Genomic DNA, 17,660 nt, shown 5'->3' with positions numbered 1-17,660 from the left:
GTTAGTTTTGTTTTAATGTAAGATAGACTCCATTGGTCCATCCGAATCCGTCCTGATTTGGGTATTCTCCTCCTCCTGCAATCGTTTCCGTGTCTAATGCATTGTATTTCTCCATCAGTTTTCCGGTGTTTTTGTAAACCCTTTCTACATTGGAACACCAATTGTGTTTAATTTTTTCTGCCAGCTCATCAAAACCATAATTTTTCATGGCTTTAAAACCAAGCCATTGATAAGGGGCCCAGGCATTGGGGAAATCCCATTGCTGACCTGAATTTTTGGTAGTTGTCACCAGACCGCCCTGGTAAAGAAATTTCTCAGCAACCGCATTGGCAACACCTTCAGCCTGTTCCTGATCTGCAATTCCTAGGAACAAAGGGTAAAGAGCAGCAATATGTTCAGACGGTGTTTTTGTGTTTTTTTTAATGTGATAATCTTTGTAAATCCTAGTGTTCTCATCCCAGAAATATTTGTTGATCATCTGTCTGCGCTTTGCTGCTCTTTCAGTAAAATAATTTTCTTTTTCTCTCATGTCCTGAAGTGCTGATGATTTTGCCAGGGTATTTTCCAAATGCCATAAAAGACAGTTCAGATCCACTTCTGCAATGTTCAGGATTTCTATGGACTGTATATGTTCTCCGTCTGCAAACCATCTGCTGGAAAAATCCCAGCCGGATTCGCAGGCGCTTCTTATATTTCTGTAAAACTCTTCATTCCCTGCACTCTCACGGTCTTCAATATCAATCAGATAACTTTCCGGACGCGGTGCGTTTTCTGCATCATAATAACGGTTCAGCAGATCTCCGTCCGTTGTTTTAGTGATTCTTTTTACACTGGAACCATGATCCAGCCATTCTTCACCATTCATCCAGAAAGCATATTCTTTTTCAAGCGTATCATGATATCTGGTATATATTGTTTCATCGCCAGCTGTGTCAAAAAGCAGTTCCAGCATCAGCGAAAAATAAGGAGGCTGTGAACGGCTCAGGAAGTGGGTACGGCTTGCATTCGGCACAAAACCTACATTCTGAATCAGATAAGAACAGTTTTCCACAATATTTTCCATCATTTCTGTTCTTCCAGAAACCTGCAACCCAAGCATAATGAAATAACTGTCCCAATAAAAAAACTCATTGAAACGGCCGCCCGGAACAATATAAGGTTTCGGGAGCTTCAGCAGGGTTCCTTTTTCTTCGTAAGCATCCCGCGTCAGTTCATCCCAGAGTTTCTCAATATGTTCCCCGATCGGGAGGCGGTCTTCTCTTTGAACAGAAACTTTCGCCCCTAAAAAATCGAAATGAGTCATCACAAAATCTCTAAGATCAAACCCTTCAGTTCCTTTTCTTTTTTCATACTCATCATTGATTTCAGCAACAGGGAATACCGGAACTGCATCAGTCATCATTTTCTGATCTTCAAAAATCCTCGATCTCTGTACATCATCAAAAAGGGCTTGAATTTCTTTTATATAAAGCTGTTTGTTCATTTTATTTCTTGGGATTTATTTTTAACTTATTCATGAAAATAGCCGAAATAATCAGCAGAGAAAGCGGGATCAGTGAAAGATAGAACGCCTGCTGCCCGCTGAATTCCTGGAAGACAAAACCGGTGATCACAGAACCGATTGTTCCCCCGACAGCCGAAAAAACAACAATCAGCCCGGACATTGCACTGTGCAGATATTTCGGAATGGATGCCAGAATAACAGAATTGATACTCGGATAGATAGGTGCCAGCAAGCCACCCATCAAAGGGAATAAATACACAACCAGCGGAGCATTCAGCCAGTTGGTTCCGGCACTAATGTGAATAGTATGAGTCAGCGGTAAAACCAGCAGAATGCTTATCCCGAAACCAATCACACAGAAAGAAACTACATAGATCCAGCTGAACTTTTTGGAAAAGAAACCTGACAGAAATCTTCCCAACGCAAATGCTCCTGCTAAGACGGCTCCTGCCTGAATACTCATAGAGGTAGGAACTTTTAAAATATCTTTATAAAAAGTGGGAGTCCAGGTCTGGAAACTTTGCTCTACCAGCACAAAAAGAAAAGCACACAACAGGAAAAAAAGGACTTTTTTATAACTGAAAAGACTCATACTGTTCTTCAGATCTCCCCACAGATCGGTTTTCTCATCTTTTGCTTCCTTTTCATCCAGCTTTGAGAAGAACAGAAATAAAAAGGATAAAGAAGAAACTGCGCCCAGCACCCAATATACATTCAGCCAGTGGGTAGATTTAGGATTATGGTCATCAATAAATAAACTGAAAAGAACATTTCCCATCAAAACACCAATCATGAAAAATCCTTCCAGATAGCCCATAAAGCTTGAATGCTCTTTATCCGTATCCGTCACAAGGCCGATTGAGGTAAACACTGAGATCTTAATCAGAGCAAAGGAAACTCCTACTACTGCAAATAGCAGTTTAAAAAACCAGAAGTCATTGGAAAACGGCATTATAAAACACATACAGCTCACCATAAAAAGGGCTGCCAGCATAGAGTTCTTAATTCCTATTTTCGGAAGAAACGATGCCAGGATAAATGAGCATATGGCAATCGGCAGGTCTTTGAAACCTTCCAGAATGCTTGCAGAAGATTTGGAAATTCCAAAGTTCTGCTGCACCTGCAAAATTACTGTTCCCACAGAATTCAGGAGAATTGCGAAAACGAAGTAATTCAGAAAAAGTACGGCTTTAATGTTGAAATTTTTCATGGAGATCATTTCTTGCCGGCTAAGATAGAAGCATTTGGGTTAACATTAATTTAACACAATAAACCACTATTTGAACTATATTAATATAATTAGTATTTTTATTGAATAATTACCATTAATCAAATGAAAGTCAGTTTTGAGAGAATCGTTCCGAATGAAAAAAGCTCTTTCCGTACGCTTCATAACAATTCCCCGATCTGCGAGTTCAAATGGGAGTATCATTATCATCCGGAAATAGAGCTTGTCTGCGTAATTTCAGGTACCGGAACCCGGCATGTAGGATATCATAAAAGCAACTATACTAACGGCGATCTGGTCCTGATTGGCTCCAATATTCCTCATTCGGGATTTGGACTGAATTCTACAGATCCGCATGAAGAGATTGTCTTACAATTCAAGGAAGAGATCCTGCAGTTCCCGCCACAGGAAGTTGATGCCGTATCGATTAAAAATCTGCTTGAACTATCCAAATATGGTATTCATTTTCATCATAAAATCAAAAAAGCAATGCTTCCGAAGCTTAAAACACTGCTGGAATCGGAAGGTTATAAGAGGTATCTGCTGCTGCTTGAAATTCTTTTTGAACTTTCAAAATGTAAAGATTACGATCTTCTGAATAAAGAGATTATGCCCTATACCATCATTTCAAAAAATAAAGCAAGGCTGGAAAACATTTTTACTTTTGTTGAAAACAATTATGATAAAGAGATAAGAATAGAAGATGCAGCCCAACTTGCCAGCCTGACGCTTCCGGCTTTCTGCAATTTCTTTAAAAAAGCAACCCAGATCACTTTTACAGAATTTGTGAACCGATATAGAATCCATAAAGCCTGCCTGCTGATGACCCAGGATATGAGTATTTCGGAATGCAGCTACAGCTGCGGTTTTAATAATGTAACCTATTTCAACCGGATGTTTAAAAAATATACTGAAAAGACACCTTCAGAATTTATAAAGAGTTATTCATCCAATAAGGTCAATGTATAGTTTTTTTTCTAATTTAAACACCATAAAAATATCAGATAAACCACATTGTTCTCATGAGAAAAATTGAAATTTTACCCCTTGACGGAATTGTTATTGAAAATATCGGAAAACTTTCACTGGGAGAATCCGGACCAGCGATTGAAAAACTGCTTGGTTCTCCATCAAAAGGGTCAGACAGCCACCGCTTATATTATGATGACTATGAATTCAGGGTTGATCTTGACAACAACGGGAATGCTGAATTCATTGAATTTATCAGCGGACCTTATCCTGAAAAAGCAGAGATTTCTGTGTATGGAATTAATCCGTTTCAAATCGGGGCCAGCCAACTTCTTGAAATTCTTTCAGAAAAAAACAATGGAAAGATTGATGACAGTGAAGCTGAATACTGCTATACTTTTTTAAATATTTCGGTGGGAGTATGGAGACAGATTACGGTACGTGATGTGGAAGAGGATATCGCCGATTTGAAAGCTAATAATGAGTATGAAGAAAACAAGGAATGGCTTGAAGAAGACCTGGAAAAAGCAAGAAATTTCTGGACTATCGGAATCGGTGTAGAAAATTATTATAAATAAAGCTTTTTAACCTAATCCATAAATTTCAGCACTGAAACTCAAAGATTTTTTAGGAAACAATCTATTGTTCTGCTTTTAAAAAAGCAAGATTTTCAGTAAACATTACTTTATTTTTTTGTCGCAGATGTACCAATCCCTTTATTTGTGTGCCCGTAGTAATTATAAAAAGCTGTCCTCAAAAAGAACAGCTTTATAGATTATTTAAGAGCAGGTTGAATAATTACATTTCCATTATTTCCATTTGATATTGCATCCCATGCTTGGTTTCTGAATTTCTTCCTGAGGCTCACCAGCCAGAAGATTTTCAAATGCAATAATCAGATCTTCTCCTGTTACATCCTTACTGTTGCCCGGTCTGGAATCATCCATCTGCCCTCTGTACACAAGATCCAGTTTCTCGTCAAAGAAATAAAAATCCGGAGTACAGGCAGCATCGTAGGCTTTAGCGATAGCCTGGCTTTCGTCATACAGATAAGGGAAATCAAATTTTCTTTCGATCTGGAATTCGATCATTTTTTCGGGAGCATCAGCCGGATATTTTTCAATATCATTAGCATTGATCGCGATGAATTCTATTCCTTTATCATTATAATCTTCATACAGTTCGTTGATTTTATCGATTACATGAAGAACAAACGGACAATGGTTGCACATAAAGATCACCAGTGTTCCTTTTTCTCCTTTCAGTTCATCCAGAGATTGAATTTCATTGGTTTTTGACGGGTTCGGAAGCTCAAAAAACGGTGCTTTTGTTCCTAGAGCCAGCATATTGGAGGGCGTATTCATATCCTTTATTTTCTTTATTCACAAAGATAAAATTTCTTTTGATACAAAGCGAATCTGCTGATTTATAAACTTTCGTTAAATGTTAAAAGTAAAATATCATTTGGAAGTTATATTCAAAAGTTTGTAGTTTTGCTAACACTGTTAGTAATAATATCATGGGATTGCATGAACGTCGTCAGCGAGAGAAAGAATCTATCCGTGCAAATATTTTGCAGGCTGCTTTCGGTTTGGCCAAAACTGAAGGCTGGGCTTCCCTTTCCATGCGGAAAATTGCAGATGCCATTGAATACAGTGCTCCGGTAGTGTATGATTATTTTGAAAATAAAGAGGCTATTCTGTATGAAATTTCCCTGAATGGTTTTCATTCTCTTCATATAGAACTCCTTAAAGCTCAGAGAAAACATGACACTCCTGAAGAACAGCTTACAGCCATTGTAGATGCGTATTGGAACTTTGCATTCAAAAACCCGGAATACTATCAGCTGATGTTTGGACTGGGAATGCAGTGCTGTGGTAAAGGACAGATGAAGGAAGAATTTTCTTCATTCCAGGATCTCATTTATGAATGTACCTATAATATCATTAAGAAGAACGGATCTAACCCTGAAAATGCATGCCATATGTCGCATGCCTTGTTTTCTGCAGTACACGGACTGATTTCTATTATGATGATGCGTAATGCTGATATCCCGTCTACCATGAATAAAACAACTCTGGACGAAACCGTTTCGGCTTTTATTAAGTCTTTATAAATTTTTTTTGAATTAAAAATTAACACCGTTAGGAAAAATAACATTCAGTAGAATCTGTAATAGCAATAAAAAAACTTACCGTTATGAAACTTTTACCCCAAATGACAGATTGGTTTTTTGTCAATACACTTAACACTGTTAGGAAAATTAACATATAATTCATATACCCTGCTTTATCTCTATCAACATTAAAAACCACTATTAATACTTATGAAAATAACTATTTGACTCCTTTATCAGAAATTCTGTTTTTTTACCTCAATATTAACACTGTTAGGTAAAATAACAGGATTTACAAAAAGAACACCATTACTTAAATCTAACACTTTATTAAAAAAATTAAACCAACAAATGAAAATACCTGGAAAAATAAGGTTCATCGTACTTATATCAAGTATTATCCTTTTACAGAACTGCACTAAAGCAGCAGAAGGTTCCAACACAGCACCACCAGCTCCGGAACTGCCGGTTTATACCGTAATCTCCTCCCCTGCGACCACCTATCAGGAATTTCCTACCGCATTGGAAGGTAAAAATAATGTAGAAATCAGATCTCAGGTAGACGGATATCTGGACAGAATTTATGTGGAGGAAGGTTCTTACGTAAGAGCCGGACAGCCACTTTTCAAAATAGACTCCAGAAGCTACGGCGAGCAGATGAATATGGCACAGGCCAACCTTCAGGCAGCGAACGCCAATATTGAAAAAGCACGAGTGGAAGTAGACAGACTTCAGCCGTTAGTAGCCGCTAAAGTTGTTTCTGATGTTCAGCTTAAAACAGCAAAAGCCAATTATGCTGCTGCCGTTGCTGCTGCTTCACAGGCCAAAGCCTCTGTAGGAAGCGCCAGAATTAATGTAGGATTCACAACTATTACCGCACCGGTAAGCGGATATATCGGAAGAATCCCTTATAAAAAAGGAAGTCTGATCTCCAGAACAGATCCTAATCCTTTGACACTGCTTTCTGACATCAGCGAAATTTATGCTTACTTCTCACTAAGTGAACTGGATTTTATCGCTTTTCAGAACAAATATCCGGGAGCATCTCTTGAAGAAAAGCTGAAAAATATGCCGATGGTTGAACTGGTCATTGCAGATAACAGCATCTACCCGGAAAAAGGAAAAATGAGCATCGTAGACGGCCAATTTGATAAAACAACCGGAGCCATCAGTGTACGCGCAGTTTTTCCTAACGCCGGAGGAACTTTAAGAACCGGAAATACAGGAAGAGTGCGCATGCCTCAGCTGATTTCCAATGCAGTGGTTATCCCTCAGGAATCTACTTTTGAAATTCAGGATAAAACGTATGTATATGTTTTAGGAAAAGATAAAAAAGTAACCAGCAAACCGGTAAAAATCTCAGGAAAAACCGAAAGCTATTATTTTATCTCTGAAGGACTTACTCCGGGAGAGAAGATTGTATACACAGGAATCGGGAATCTAAAAGACGGAGCTTCAATCCATCCGAAACCTATTTCGTCTGACAGTTTACTGAAAGCCAAACCTTTGTAATCTGCTACAGAGACTAAAAAAATAAACTTCTTATGTTAAAACAATTTATAGAAAGACCGGTCCTTTCAACGGTCATCTCCATTATACTCTTATTATTGGGGGCGCTGTCTCTCTTTAATTTACCCATTGCACTCTTCCCGGATATTGCTCCGCCGAGTGTTCAGGTAACGGCTTTTTACCCGGGAGCGAATGCTGAAGTTGTTGCCCGCTCGGTAGCAACACCTATTGAAGAAGCTGTAAACGGGGTGGAAAATATGACTTATATGACTTCCAACTCCAGTAATGACGGAACCATGACCCTGAGTGTTTTCTTCAAACAGGGCGCTGATCCAGACAATGCTGCCGTAAACGTACAGAACCGTGTATCCAAAGCGATGAGCCAGCTTCCTCAGGAAGTGGTACAGGCCGGAATCTCTACCCAAAAGGTTCAGAACAGTATGATTATGTTCATGGGACTGACCAGCGAAGATGCCAAACAGTATGATGAACTTTTCCTGCAAAATTACCTGAAGATTAATGTTATTCCTCAGATACAGCGTATTCCGGGGGTAGCACAGGCACAGGTATTCGGTACAAGAGATTATTCCATGAGAATCTGGCTGAAACCGGACAGACTGGCCGCCAACAGCCTTTCTCCACAGGAAGTTCTTGCCGCCATCAAAGATCATAACCTTGAAGCTGCTCCGGGACGTCTGGGTCAGGGAAGCAAGGAAACCTACGAGTATATCCTTAAATATAAAGGTAAACTCAATAAGAATGAAGATTACGAAAATATAGCCATCAAGGCCAATAATGACGGATCATTCTTAAGATTAAAAGATGTGGCCAGAGTAGAGTTTGGTTCCTATACTTATACCGCGACCAACAGGGTGGACGGAAAACCGGTAGCCGGTTTCGCTATCCTGCAGACTGCCGGCTCCAATGCCAACGAAATCCTGACGGAAATAGAAAAACAGGTAAAAGTAATGGAAACCACCCTTCCTAAAGGAGTGAAGCCTATCATTATGTACAATTCCAAAGACTTTCTGGATGCTTCTATTCATCAGGTGGTGGAAACTCTTGTTATTGCTTTTGTACTTGTATTTATTGTAGTATTTATCTTCCTTCAGGATTTCAGATCTACATTGATTCCGGCTATTGCAGTACCGGTTGCCATTATCGGTACCTTCTTCTTCCTGCAGCTGTTCGGATTCAGCATCAATATGCTTACCCTGTTTGCATTGGTTCTGGCCATCGGTATTGTAGTGGATGACGCCATTGTTGTAGTAGAAGCAGTACATTCTAAAATGGAACAGACAGGTATGCCTGTAGAAAATGCTACCATGAATTCCATGAGTGAAATTTCCGGAGCCATCATCTCAATTACCCTGGTTATGTGTGCCGTGTTTATTCCGGTAGGCTTTATGCAGGGCCCGGCAGGCGTTTTCTACAGACAATTCGCTTTCACTTTGGCTATTGCGATTCTGATCTCCGCAGTAAATGCATTAACATTAAGTCCGGCCTTATGTGCTATTTTCTTAAATGATCCTCAGGGAGAACATGGTGAACACGGTCATAAAAAAGGTTTTGGAGCCAGATTTTTCAACGCTTTCAATGCAAGCTTCAACAGCATGACCAAAAAGTACATTTACAGCGTTAAATTTTTAATCAAAAATAAATGGATGGCTGTTGGCGGGCTGGTTCTTATTACAGCAATAAGTGTCTTTCTGATTAAAAAAGCGCCATCCGGATTTATTCCTACAGAAGATCAGGGATTCGTTCTGTATGCAGTAAATACTCCTCCGGGAAGCTCACTGGAAAGGACCAGCAGAGCTACTGAGCAGATCGATAAGATCATTAATGGGGAAAAAGCAACCAATCACCTCTGGGTGGCAGACGGAATGAACTTCATCAGCAACGCCAACGCTTCTCCTTATTCCGCGGGCTTTATCAAGCTTAAAGATTATGACAAACGTGGTGACATGAAAGACCCTGACCAGATTGCCGCAACATTGACAGGAAAGGTAAGCCAGGTGAAAGATGCCAATGCTTTCTTCTTCAATTTCCCTACTGTACAGGGGTTTGGTAACGTATCCGGTTTTGAGTTTATGCTTCAGGATAAAACCAACGGTTCTTTTGAACAGCTGGGAACAACCACCCAGGCATTTATCGGAGAGCTGATGAAACGTCCGGAAATTGCCTTTGCCTTTACCACTTATGCAGCAGGAAATCCTCAGTATACTATTGAAGTAGATTCTGATAAGGCCAACCAGTTGGGCGTTTCTGTAACTGAACTGATGCAGACTATGCAGATTTACTACGGAAGCAGCTTTGTTTCGGACTTCAACAGATTCGGAAAATATTACAGGGTAATGGCCCAGGCGGATATTCCGTACCGAACTGATATTAATTCCCTGGAAGGAATTTATGTAAAGAATAAATCAGGAGAAATGGTTCCTGCCAAAACGCTGGTTACTTTAAAAAGATCTTTCGGGCCTGAAACGGTAACAAGAAACAATCTTTTCAACGCGGTAACCATCAACGGAACGCCTAAGCCTGGTTACAGTACCGGAGATGCCATCAAAGCTGTGGAGGAAGTAGCCCAACAGTCCCTTCCGAGAGGTTACGGATACGAATGGACAGGAATTACCCGTGAAGAGATCAAAACAGGCGGACAGACTGTATTTATTTTCCTTTTAAGTATCCTGTTTGTCTACTTCCTGCTGGCAGCACAATACGAAAGCTACATCCTGCCGTTTGCCATTATCCTTACTATTCCGACAGGGATTTTCGGGGTATTTGCCTTCACAGGACTGGCTGGTATTGATAATAATATTTATGTACAGGTAGGATTGATTATGTTGGTTGGATTACTGGCGAAAAATGCCATTCTGATCGTGGAATTTGCCGTACAGAGGAGAAAAGCAGGTAAAACCCTGATAGAATCTGCGCTTCAGGCTTCAAGATTACGTCTGAGACCTATCCTGATGACCTCTTTTGCCTTTATCGTAGGGATGCTTCCTTTAGTCTGGACCCAGGGTGCTTCTGCGAAAGGAAATCATTCCATCGGTTACAGTACTGTGGGGGGAATGCTTACCGGAGTGCTGTTCGGGATTTTCATTATTCCGGTAATGTATGTGATCTTCCAGTACCTGCATGAAAAAATGCCGAGCAGAAAGAAGAAAAGACTTCAGAAAAAGCTACAGCAGGAACAGGCTTTAACAGCTGCTCATTAAGACTATTGATAAACTTTGGGGAAATATTAAACCACAAAAGTCACAAAAGACTTTAACCATATTAAGTATTTTAAGTCGAAAGCTTTATTATAAAAAGTGCACATAAGTTTTTGAAAATCTCTGATTTTCTTTACCCACAATCATTTGTGAAATCTGTGCAGCCTATGGGAAATAACACTAAACCTCAAAGTTTGTATTCAATTAACGTTTATTAAACAACAACTATGAAACGAATAAAGAATATTTTTCTGACTTTTATATTGGCTGTGGCCTCGGTTTCGTGTGTGTCTAAGCTGGCATACGCGGAGCCGGACCTTCAGCTTCCGGAAAAATTCCAGTACACGGCTACTGCCGATACAGCCAGTATTGCCAATCTGGAATGGAAACAGTTTTTCAGTGATCCTATGCTTCAGGAACTCATTGAAAAAGGAATAAAAAATAATTATGATCTTCAGATCGCTTTAAAGCAGGTTGCCGCATCTCAGGAGAAACTGAAGCAGGCAAAGTATCTGCAGTATCCTGATGTTGGCTTCGGAGTTTCGGGACAGATATCAAAACCCTCAAAGAACAGTATGAACGGGCAGAGTCTTAATCTGTTTTTAGGACAAAGCCATGTGGAAGATTACAATGCAGCGTTCAATCTTTCCTGGGAGGCTGACATCTGGGGAAAAATCAAAAATCGGCAGGAGGTTTCAAGAATGCAGTATCTGCATACTTATGAAGGCTCAAAAGCAGTACAGACCCAGGTGGTAGCAGCTATTGCCCAGGGATATTACAATTTACTGATGCTTGACCGGCAGCTGCAGATTGCAAAATCCAATTTAGAATTAAGTACAAGCACCCTGAGTATCACTCAGAAAATGTGGGAAAGTGGTGATACGACTTCTTTAGGTGTTCAGCAGGCAACCGCCCAGAAACAGTCTACAGAGCTTCTGATCACTCAGCTGGAACAGAATATTGCCATTCAGGAAAATGCACTGAGCATTCTTGTTGGTGAGCTTCCCAACAGGATAAGCAGGACGATTGAAATGTCAGACACTTCACTTCCGCAGAATATTTCAGCCGGATTACCGGCAGCAATGGTAAGCCGCAGACCTGATGTGCGCCAGCAGGAACTGGTTTTACTGGAATCCAATGCTATCGTGGGAATTGCGCAGGCTAATATGTATCCTTCTTTAAAGATTACGGCTAACGGTGGAGTGAATTCTTTCAAGTTTGACAATTGGTTTCAGATCCCGGCTTCCTTATTCGGTTCTGTACTGGGAGGAATCACCCAGCCTATTTTCCAGAAAAGACAGCTGAAGACAGATCTGGAAGTCGCCAAAATACAAAGAGAAAAAAATGTACTGGCTTTCCGTCAGTCGGTTTTAAACGCGATGGGAGAAGTATCTGATGCACTGGTTTCCAATGAAAGTTTAAAAATTCAGGAACAAAAAGCAACAGAACAGTCCGCAACCCTGAAAGAAGGAATCAAAAGTGCCCAGATGCTATACAAAGGGGGAATGGCCAATTATCTCGAAGTGATAACAGCACAGGGAAATTCTCTTCAGGCCGAACTGAATCTGGCTTCTGTAAAAAGACAGCGTCTAAGCAGTATTGTAGACCTCTATAGAGCGTTAGGCGGCGGCTGGAAGTAGTAAATTTTAATTATATTGTTTGGAGTGCGGTCTTTAGGGGCCGCATTTTATTTATTAGTCTGCCATATCTTTAATTTTTCATAAACCTGATCACGATAGCTTAATCCAATAGGAATATTTTTTTTATTGATCAATGAAATGACATGCTGCTCCAAATAACTGATTTTATTCAGGTTGACAAAAAATGATTTGTGTACTCTACAAATATAATTCAGATATTTTAAGCTTTCTTCAGTGGAGCTCAATGTTCCGTGAATCATCACTTTATCGTTTCCGGTATACAGACAGATATAATTTCCCATACCTTCAATATAAATAAGTTCTTTAGGATCAATCTTCACCAGCCGCTTATCACTTTTCACATAAAAACAATCGTTATCTTCTTCCATTGTTGCAGGAACAAATTTTTGTCCTGCCTCCAGAATCTGAGCTGCTTTTTGTACACTTTTAGAAAAGCGATCCAAGGAAATGGGTTTTAACAAATAATCTATCGCATTCTGATCGAAAGCTTCCAGAGCATATTGATTGTACGCTGTGGTATAAATAATAGCAGGAGGATGATTAAACATGGTAACAAAATCATTCCCGTTGATCTCGGGCATTTTAATATCCAGAAAAATCAAATCGATATTTCGGTCTCTGTTTAAAAAAGCGATCAGCTCAAAAACATTATTACAAACTCCTTCCAGCTGTAACACATCAAACCTTGAAATATGATGTATTAAAACCTCCTGGGCCAGTTTTTCATCGTCTACTATTAAACATCTTATTTTATTCATTTTTATAATTTTATTTCAAGGGTAACGTTAAAAATATCTTTGTGCTTTTTTATTTCTAACCGATGATTTGCAGGGTATAATAATTCTAAACGCTTACGAATGTTTTCAATACCAATTCCTCCGATTTCTTTCTTTTGTACTTCTTTAAAACTATTCTCACAAACAAATATAAGTTTATTATGACTGCAGGTTAATGCTGCCTTGATATAAGAAGCTTCAACGGTAGAATCAATGCCGTGTTTGAAAGCATTTTCTATGAAAGGTAATAAAAGCATCGGTGCAATTTTAACGGGATCTTTTACCGAATGCCGGAAAGAAATACTTGCATTTTCCGGCATTCTTAACTTTTCTATATCCATATACATATTCAGGATATGTATTTCGTGGCTAATGGCAATTTCTTTTTCTTGTGTCTCATATAATGAATATCGTAAAATATCAGACATTTTTAAAATGACATCAGGTGTTTCTTCAGACTTTTTAAGAGATAAAGCGTACAGGCTGTTAAGTACATTAAAAAGGTAGTGAGGGCTTATCTGTGATTTTAACAAACTAAGCTCTGCTATGCTTTGCTGATTTTTTACCTGTTCTTCTTTTTTAATTTTCAATAAAAAGGTCTGTATAGAATAACCGGTCGCCATCATAAGCATCACAATAACAATTCCCGGAAAAACATCAAAATAATATTGATATTTCTCTGCTATTTCAGGAGCCGATGCGGTAGCTGCAATGGGTGTAAAATCAACAAGTCCGGAGGAATTAAAATGATCATACAGATACTTTAGATATTGTCCCAGTATAATGACGGAAACTCCAAAAAGTATAACAACAGCGGCTAAATATCTTCTTATATTTTTGTCGCGGTTCAGCTTAGGGAGAAACCAGAAATTATTGATCCATGCAGGTACAAAAAGGAGTATATTATACAGAAAAATATAGCTGAAAGGATAATTTTTATGATTATTGTTTGCCGGAATAAATACTATTAAAACAATAAATACTATGTTTAACAGCAACCTAAAAAATTGATCCCCTTTTAATATCTTCATTACGTATTTTTATAAAACCTTAAATTTAAATATTTTTAATAGCGTTCTATTTATTTTTTACACCATCGTTTATTTTTTATGGACAAACCATATTACTTTAAACATTAAAACCGTACGTCACAATTTTAGCCCCATTGGTCAAAAAACTGCTGAAATAAATAAGGAATGTTATTTTATTTGTTTCAAAATAATTAACAATGAAGAAAGTATATCTGATACTTATTTTGAATTTTTTTGGAATTCTGTCAGCACAAAACCCCGATTACAAAAAACCAATTGATAGTTTATTGAGTTACCTGCAGGAAAAAGATGCTTTTTCAGGAAGTGTTTTACTTCAAAAAAACGGAGAAACGATCTACTCCGGAAATTTCAACAAATTTCCAAACAGCTCCAATGAATACCGAATTGGTTCAGTAACTAAAATTTTCACAGCAATTATCACATTTCAATTAATAGAAGAAGGGAAGTTTTCTTTAAATTCTAAGCTGAATCAATATTTTCCTGACATTAAAAATTCGGAAAAAATTACCATCGGCAATATGCTTAACCATACAAGCGGAATTTACGATTATCTGCAGTGGGAAGATTATTACAGCAAAAAAAACAATGTTTTTTCAAAGGATGAAATACTGAAGCTTATTAATCTCGGCAAACCCGATTTCAAACCGGGAGAGGATATTTCCTACAGCAATTCCAATTATATATTGTTAGGCTATATTATCGAAAACGTAACCGGAAAATCTTTCGAAGAAAATTTAAAGCAAAGAATTATTAACCAATTAAATTTGAAAAATACCTATTATGAAACTTCCGAAAGTGAATATAGCAAAAGGAACATTTCATATCTGTACAATGGAGAAAAATGGTTGAAAGAAACCGATACCCATCCCAGCTTCACTCTTTCAGCAGGTGCGGTTGTTTCCACAGCTGAAGATATTACCAACCTAATGGATGCCCTCTTCAATGGTAAGCTGGTTTCCAAAAATTCTCTTGCCCAAATGGAGACCGTCAATACAAAAGCATTCGGCTATGGGCTACAGATTGCTCCATTCTATAAAAAAACAGGCTATGGACATACAGGCAGAATAGATGAATTTCATTCAACCGTAAGTTATTTTCCTGATGATAAACTCTCACTGGTTATTTTGTCTAATGGAAATACGGTGAAGCTCAATACAATTGCCATCGGAATACTTTCTAAATATTATGGAAAGAAATATAATTATCCGGATTTCAGATATGAAAGTAAAACGTCATTATCTACCGACAGGTTTACAGGTGTTTATCATGCAAAATTGGCCGGAATCATCACCGTTGCTAAATTTCAGATTTCAAAAGCCGGAAAAAATCATTTATTCTTAAGCATGTATAATAATGGAAAAGAAGGAGAAAAAAGATTATTAATCCCTAAAAATGAAAATACTTTTTACTCTCCTGAAAATGATGCAGAATTTGATTTTACATTTAATAAAAAAGGAAACGTAACCGGAGCTAAATTAACACAGGGCAAACAATCCATCAACTGTAAAAAAACGATATAAAATTTGAGATTTTACTATTTAGTCTGAATCCGGGGTAAAGAGTTTAAGTACAAAAGCTGGAAGAAAGAGACTGGAAATTATTTTCAAATCTTTTATGTTTTAAATAAAATTTTAAGATCATAAAAGAGTAAAAGAGATTAACACTTATTGTATTGATAATCTTCACAGCTTCCCTCTTCCAGCTCTCAGCTTCAAACCTTATCTTTAAATCAAAATAAAAACTTTTTACAGTATTCTCTTAGTAATATACTCAATTAATCCATCAAAGTCCTTCTGCGAATATCCCAATTGTAAATAATGAATATCATCTGCTTTTCTGTACCAGGTAAGCTGCCGTTTGGCATATCTCCTGCTGTTCTTTTTGATCTCTGAAACGGCAAACTCCAGATCCCATTCTCCGTTAAAATATTTGAAAAGTTCCGAATATCCTACTGTATTTAAGGCGGTTAAATTTTTAAATTTCTCCAGACTTTCCGCTTCAGCCAGTAAGCCTTTCTCCATCATAATATCTACCCTCCTGTTGATTCTGTCATAGAGTTCTTCTCTGGGAGCTTCAATACCGATTCTGATCACATTAAAATCTCTTGAATCCTGGGAAACGGCAATCTGCTCCGAATATTTTTTATCCGTCTGCCAGATCACATCAATCGCTCTTAAAAGTCTTCGGTGATTGTGAATATCAACCACGGAAAAATATTCCGGGTCCAGCTCTTTCAGAAGGTCCTGAAGTTTTTCTATCCCTTCATTTTCCAGAATTTCCTGAAGCCTTTTCTGATTGTCTTCATCAGCTTCCGGCAGATCGTTCAGCCCTTCAATGACTGCCTTTTCATACATCATACTTCCACCGACAAGGATAACAGTATCATAGGCCTCAAAAAGTTCGTTGAGTTTTTTCAGTGCATCTTCCTCATACTGCCCGATAGAATAATATTCCTGAACCGAAAGGTTACCGATAAAATGATGAGGTGCCTCCGCAAGCTCGTCCTCCGAAGGAGCAGCAGTTCCTATTTTCATTTCTTTAAAAAACTGCCGTGAATCACAGGAAACGATTTCTGTATTGAAATGTTTTGCCAGATCAATGGCCAGTCTTGTTTTGCCGATTCCGGTGGGGCCTACAACAGAAATCAAATTTTTCATCAGTTCAAGCTCATTATTTTATAGGTCAGATAGAATCTTTACAGATTTCACAGTGCTAATTTAAATGTTTATCTTTGTAGAACAATAAAAAACTATGATTTTATCAATGACCGGATTCGGCAGAGCCGAAGATGTTTTTGAAGGAAAAAAGATTACAATAGATATTAAATCACTGAACAGCAAAAGCTTTGATTTGAATATTAAAGTTCCTTTACGCTATAAAGAAAAAGAATTCGATATCAGAAAAATCCTGAATGACAGAATTATCCGCGGAAAGGTAGACTGCTACATCAATCTGGAGAATCTTGAGGAATCGAATGATGTGAAAATCAACAAGAGTTTAATTGATTCTTACATCAGTGAACTTCGTAACATCGCATCAGACGGCCCTGATTTTGAATATCTGAAAATGGCAGTAAGGCTTCCTGATGCTATTACTTCCAGACCGGACGAACTTACAGAAGGTGAATGGGAAGCCCTGGCAAAGATTGTAAATGCTGCTGTTGACCGTTTCGAAGAGTTCAGAAGAACTGAAGGTAAAATCCTTCATGAAGAGCTGGAGAGAAATGTCCAGAATATTGATAAATATCTATCGCAGGTTATTCCTTATGAAGAAGAAAGGATTGTAAGCGTGAAGGAACGTTATCAGAAAACATTAAAAGAGTTTGAAAATGTTGATGAAACACGTTTCTATCAGGAAATGGCTTACTTTACTGAAAAGCTTGATATTTCAGAAGAAAAGGTAAGACTTGCCCAGCATCTGAAATATTACAAGGAAGTCATGGATAATGAAGACTTCAACGGAAAGAAACTTGGTTTTATTTCCCAGGAGATCGGAAGAGAAATCAACACTTTAGGATCAAAAGCAAACCATGCTGAGATCCAGAAACTGGTCGTTAAAATGAAGGATGACCTGGAAAAAATCAAAGAACAGACGTTAAACGTATTATAGACAACAGGCCTTGAACATGAG

Annotated in this window: 14 protein-coding genes; 8 read left to right on the top strand and 6 right to left on the bottom strand. The window is 38.2% G+C overall.

The window, feature by feature from the left end; translation table 11 throughout:
- Position 1 precedes the first annotated feature (1 nt).
- Together AOB46_RS07265 and AOB46_RS07260 are read right to left on the bottom strand one after the other, a co-directional pair.
- The gene (locus AOB46_RS07265) at positions 2 to 1,483 is read right to left on the bottom strand and encodes a trehalase family glycosidase (RefSeq protein WP_062697783.1); all 1,482 of its coding nucleotides are present in this window, start codon (positions 1,481 to 1,483) and stop codon (positions 2 to 4) included.
- Position 1,484: 1 nt separating this feature from the next.
- Positions 1,485 to 2,714: an MFS transporter gene (locus AOB46_RS07260; protein WP_062697780.1), complete on the bottom strand. Its 1,230-nt coding sequence runs from the start codon at positions 2,712 to 2,714 to the stop codon at positions 1,485 to 1,487.
- A 123-nt stretch (positions 2,715 to 2,837) separates the two neighbouring features.
- Here AOB46_RS07260 and AOB46_RS07255 point away from each other — a divergent pair, with 123 nt between their 5' ends.
- Both AOB46_RS07255 and AOB46_RS07250 read left to right on the top strand, forming a co-directional pair.
- Positions 2,838 to 3,701 (top strand): AraC family transcriptional regulator, encoded by an 864-nt coding sequence (locus AOB46_RS07255; RefSeq protein ID WP_062697778.1) that lies wholly within the window; start codon positions 2,838 to 2,840, stop codon positions 3,699 to 3,701.
- Positions 3,702 to 3,754: 53 nt separating this feature from the next.
- Complete coding sequence (locus tag AOB46_RS07250) at positions 3,755 to 4,279, top strand: hypothetical protein (RefSeq protein ID WP_062697776.1); 525 nt, start codon at positions 3,755 to 3,757, stop codon at positions 4,277 to 4,279.
- A 231-nt stretch (positions 4,280 to 4,510) separates the two neighbouring features.
- On the opposite strand, the gene AOB46_RS07245 is transcribed toward AOB46_RS07250, so the two are convergent.
- Positions 4,511 to 5,065 (bottom strand): thioredoxin family protein, encoded by a 555-nt coding sequence (locus AOB46_RS07245; RefSeq protein ID WP_062697774.1) that lies wholly within the window; start codon positions 5,063 to 5,065, stop codon positions 4,511 to 4,513.
- Positions 5,066 to 5,220: 155 nt separating this feature from the next.
- On the opposite strand from AOB46_RS07245, the gene AOB46_RS07240 reads away from it, so the two are divergent.
- From AOB46_RS07240 to AOB46_RS07225, 4 genes are all read left to right on the top strand, one after another.
- A complete protein-coding gene (locus tag AOB46_RS07240) occupies positions 5,221 to 5,817 on the top strand; it encodes a TetR/AcrR family transcriptional regulator (RefSeq protein ID WP_062697772.1) in 597 nt (198 codons plus the stop codon).
- Between the two features lie 351 nt (positions 5,818 to 6,168).
- Entirely contained in the window at positions 6,169 to 7,329 is a 1,161-nt protein-coding gene (locus tag AOB46_RS07235; protein WP_062697770.1) for an efflux RND transporter periplasmic adaptor subunit, read from the top strand.
- 32 nt (positions 7,330 to 7,361) lie between these two features.
- The gene (locus AOB46_RS07230) at positions 7,362 to 10,544 is read left to right on the top strand and encodes an efflux RND transporter permease subunit (protein ID WP_062697768.1); all 3,183 of its coding nucleotides are present in this window, start codon (positions 7,362 to 7,364) and stop codon (positions 10,542 to 10,544) included.
- Between the two features lie 224 nt (positions 10,545 to 10,768).
- Complete coding sequence (locus tag AOB46_RS07225) at positions 10,769 to 12,181, top strand: efflux transporter outer membrane subunit (protein WP_062697766.1); 1,413 nt, start codon at positions 10,769 to 10,771, stop codon at positions 12,179 to 12,181.
- 47 nt (positions 12,182 to 12,228) lie between these two features.
- Here AOB46_RS07225 and AOB46_RS07220 read toward each other — a convergent pair whose 3' ends face one another.
- Entirely contained in the window at positions 12,229 to 12,960 is a 732-nt protein-coding gene (locus AOB46_RS07220) for a LytR/AlgR family response regulator transcription factor (protein WP_062697764.1), read from the bottom strand.
- A 2-nt stretch (positions 12,961 to 12,962) separates the two neighbouring features.
- Positions 12,963 to 14,009: a sensor histidine kinase gene (locus tag AOB46_RS07215; RefSeq protein ID WP_082377036.1), complete on the bottom strand. Its 1,047-nt coding sequence runs from the start codon at positions 14,007 to 14,009 to the stop codon at positions 12,963 to 12,965.
- A 197-nt stretch (positions 14,010 to 14,206) separates the two neighbouring features.
- Between AOB46_RS07215 and AOB46_RS07210 the strand changes: the two genes are divergently transcribed.
- Positions 14,207 to 15,550, top strand: a complete 1,344-nt coding sequence (locus AOB46_RS07210; protein ID WP_062697760.1) for a serine hydrolase domain-containing protein — start codon at positions 14,207 to 14,209, stop codon at positions 15,548 to 15,550.
- A 225-nt stretch (positions 15,551 to 15,775) separates the two neighbouring features.
- On the opposite strand, the gene miaA is transcribed toward AOB46_RS07210, so the two are convergent.
- Complete coding sequence (gene miaA / locus AOB46_RS07205; protein ID WP_062697758.1) at positions 15,776 to 16,687, bottom strand: tRNA (adenosine(37)-N6)-dimethylallyltransferase MiaA; 912 nt, start codon at positions 16,685 to 16,687, stop codon at positions 15,776 to 15,778.
- 94 nt (positions 16,688 to 16,781) lie between these two features.
- On the opposite strand from miaA, the gene AOB46_RS07200 reads away from it, so the two are divergent.
- Entirely contained in the window at positions 16,782 to 17,639 is an 858-nt protein-coding gene (locus AOB46_RS07200; protein ID WP_062697756.1) for a YicC/YloC family endoribonuclease, read from the top strand.
- The last annotated feature ends 21 nt before the right edge of the window (positions 17,640 to 17,660 follow it).

Source organism: Chryseobacterium indologenes (assembly GCF_001295265.1).
Classification (GTDB): domain Bacteria; phylum Bacteroidota; class Bacteroidia; order Flavobacteriales; family Weeksellaceae; genus Chryseobacterium; species Chryseobacterium indologenes_A.
Note: the sequence above shows the minus strand (reverse complement) of the source record. Positions and strands in the feature narration are given on the sequence as shown.

Coding starts and splice junctions, on each gene's coding strand:
- AOB46_RS07240 (WP_062697772.1), top strand. CDS start 5,221: ATGGGATTGCATGAACGTCGTCAGCGAGAGAAAGAATCTATCCGTGCA.
- AOB46_RS07220 (WP_062697764.1), bottom strand. CDS start 12,960: ATGAATAAAATAAGATGTTTAATAGTAGACGATGAAAAACTGGCCCAG.
- AOB46_RS07215 (WP_082377036.1), bottom strand. CDS start 14,009: ATGAAGATATTAAAAGGGGATCAATTTTTTAGGTTGCTGTTAAACATA.
- miaA (WP_062697758.1), bottom strand. CDS start 16,687: ATGAAAAATTTGATTTCTGTTGTAGGCCCCACCGGAATCGGCAAAACA.
- AOB46_RS07265 (WP_062697783.1), bottom strand. CDS start 1,483: ATGAACAAACAGCTTTATATAAAAGAAATTCAAGCCCTTTTTGATGAT.
- AOB46_RS07230 (WP_062697768.1), top strand. CDS start 7,362: ATGTTAAAACAATTTATAGAAAGACCGGTCCTTTCAACGGTCATCTCC.
- AOB46_RS07225 (WP_062697766.1), top strand. CDS start 10,769: ATGAAACGAATAAAGAATATTTTTCTGACTTTTATATTGGCTGTGGCC.
- AOB46_RS07260 (WP_062697780.1), bottom strand. CDS start 2,714: ATGAAAAATTTCAACATTAAAGCCGTACTTTTTCTGAATTACTTCGTT.
- AOB46_RS07250 (WP_062697776.1), top strand. CDS start 3,755: ATGAGAAAAATTGAAATTTTACCCCTTGACGGAATTGTTATTGAAAAT.
- AOB46_RS07255 (WP_062697778.1), top strand. CDS start 2,838: ATGAAAGTCAGTTTTGAGAGAATCGTTCCGAATGAAAAAAGCTCTTTC.
- AOB46_RS07210 (WP_062697760.1), top strand. CDS start 14,207: ATGAAGAAAGTATATCTGATACTTATTTTGAATTTTTTTGGAATTCTG.
- AOB46_RS07235 (WP_062697770.1), top strand. CDS start 6,169: ATGAAAATACCTGGAAAAATAAGGTTCATCGTACTTATATCAAGTATT.
- AOB46_RS07200 (WP_062697756.1), top strand. CDS start 16,782: ATGATTTTATCAATGACCGGATTCGGCAGAGCCGAAGATGTTTTTGAA.
- AOB46_RS07245 (WP_062697774.1), bottom strand. CDS start 5,065: ATGAATACGCCCTCCAATATGCTGGCTCTAGGAACAAAAGCACCGTTT.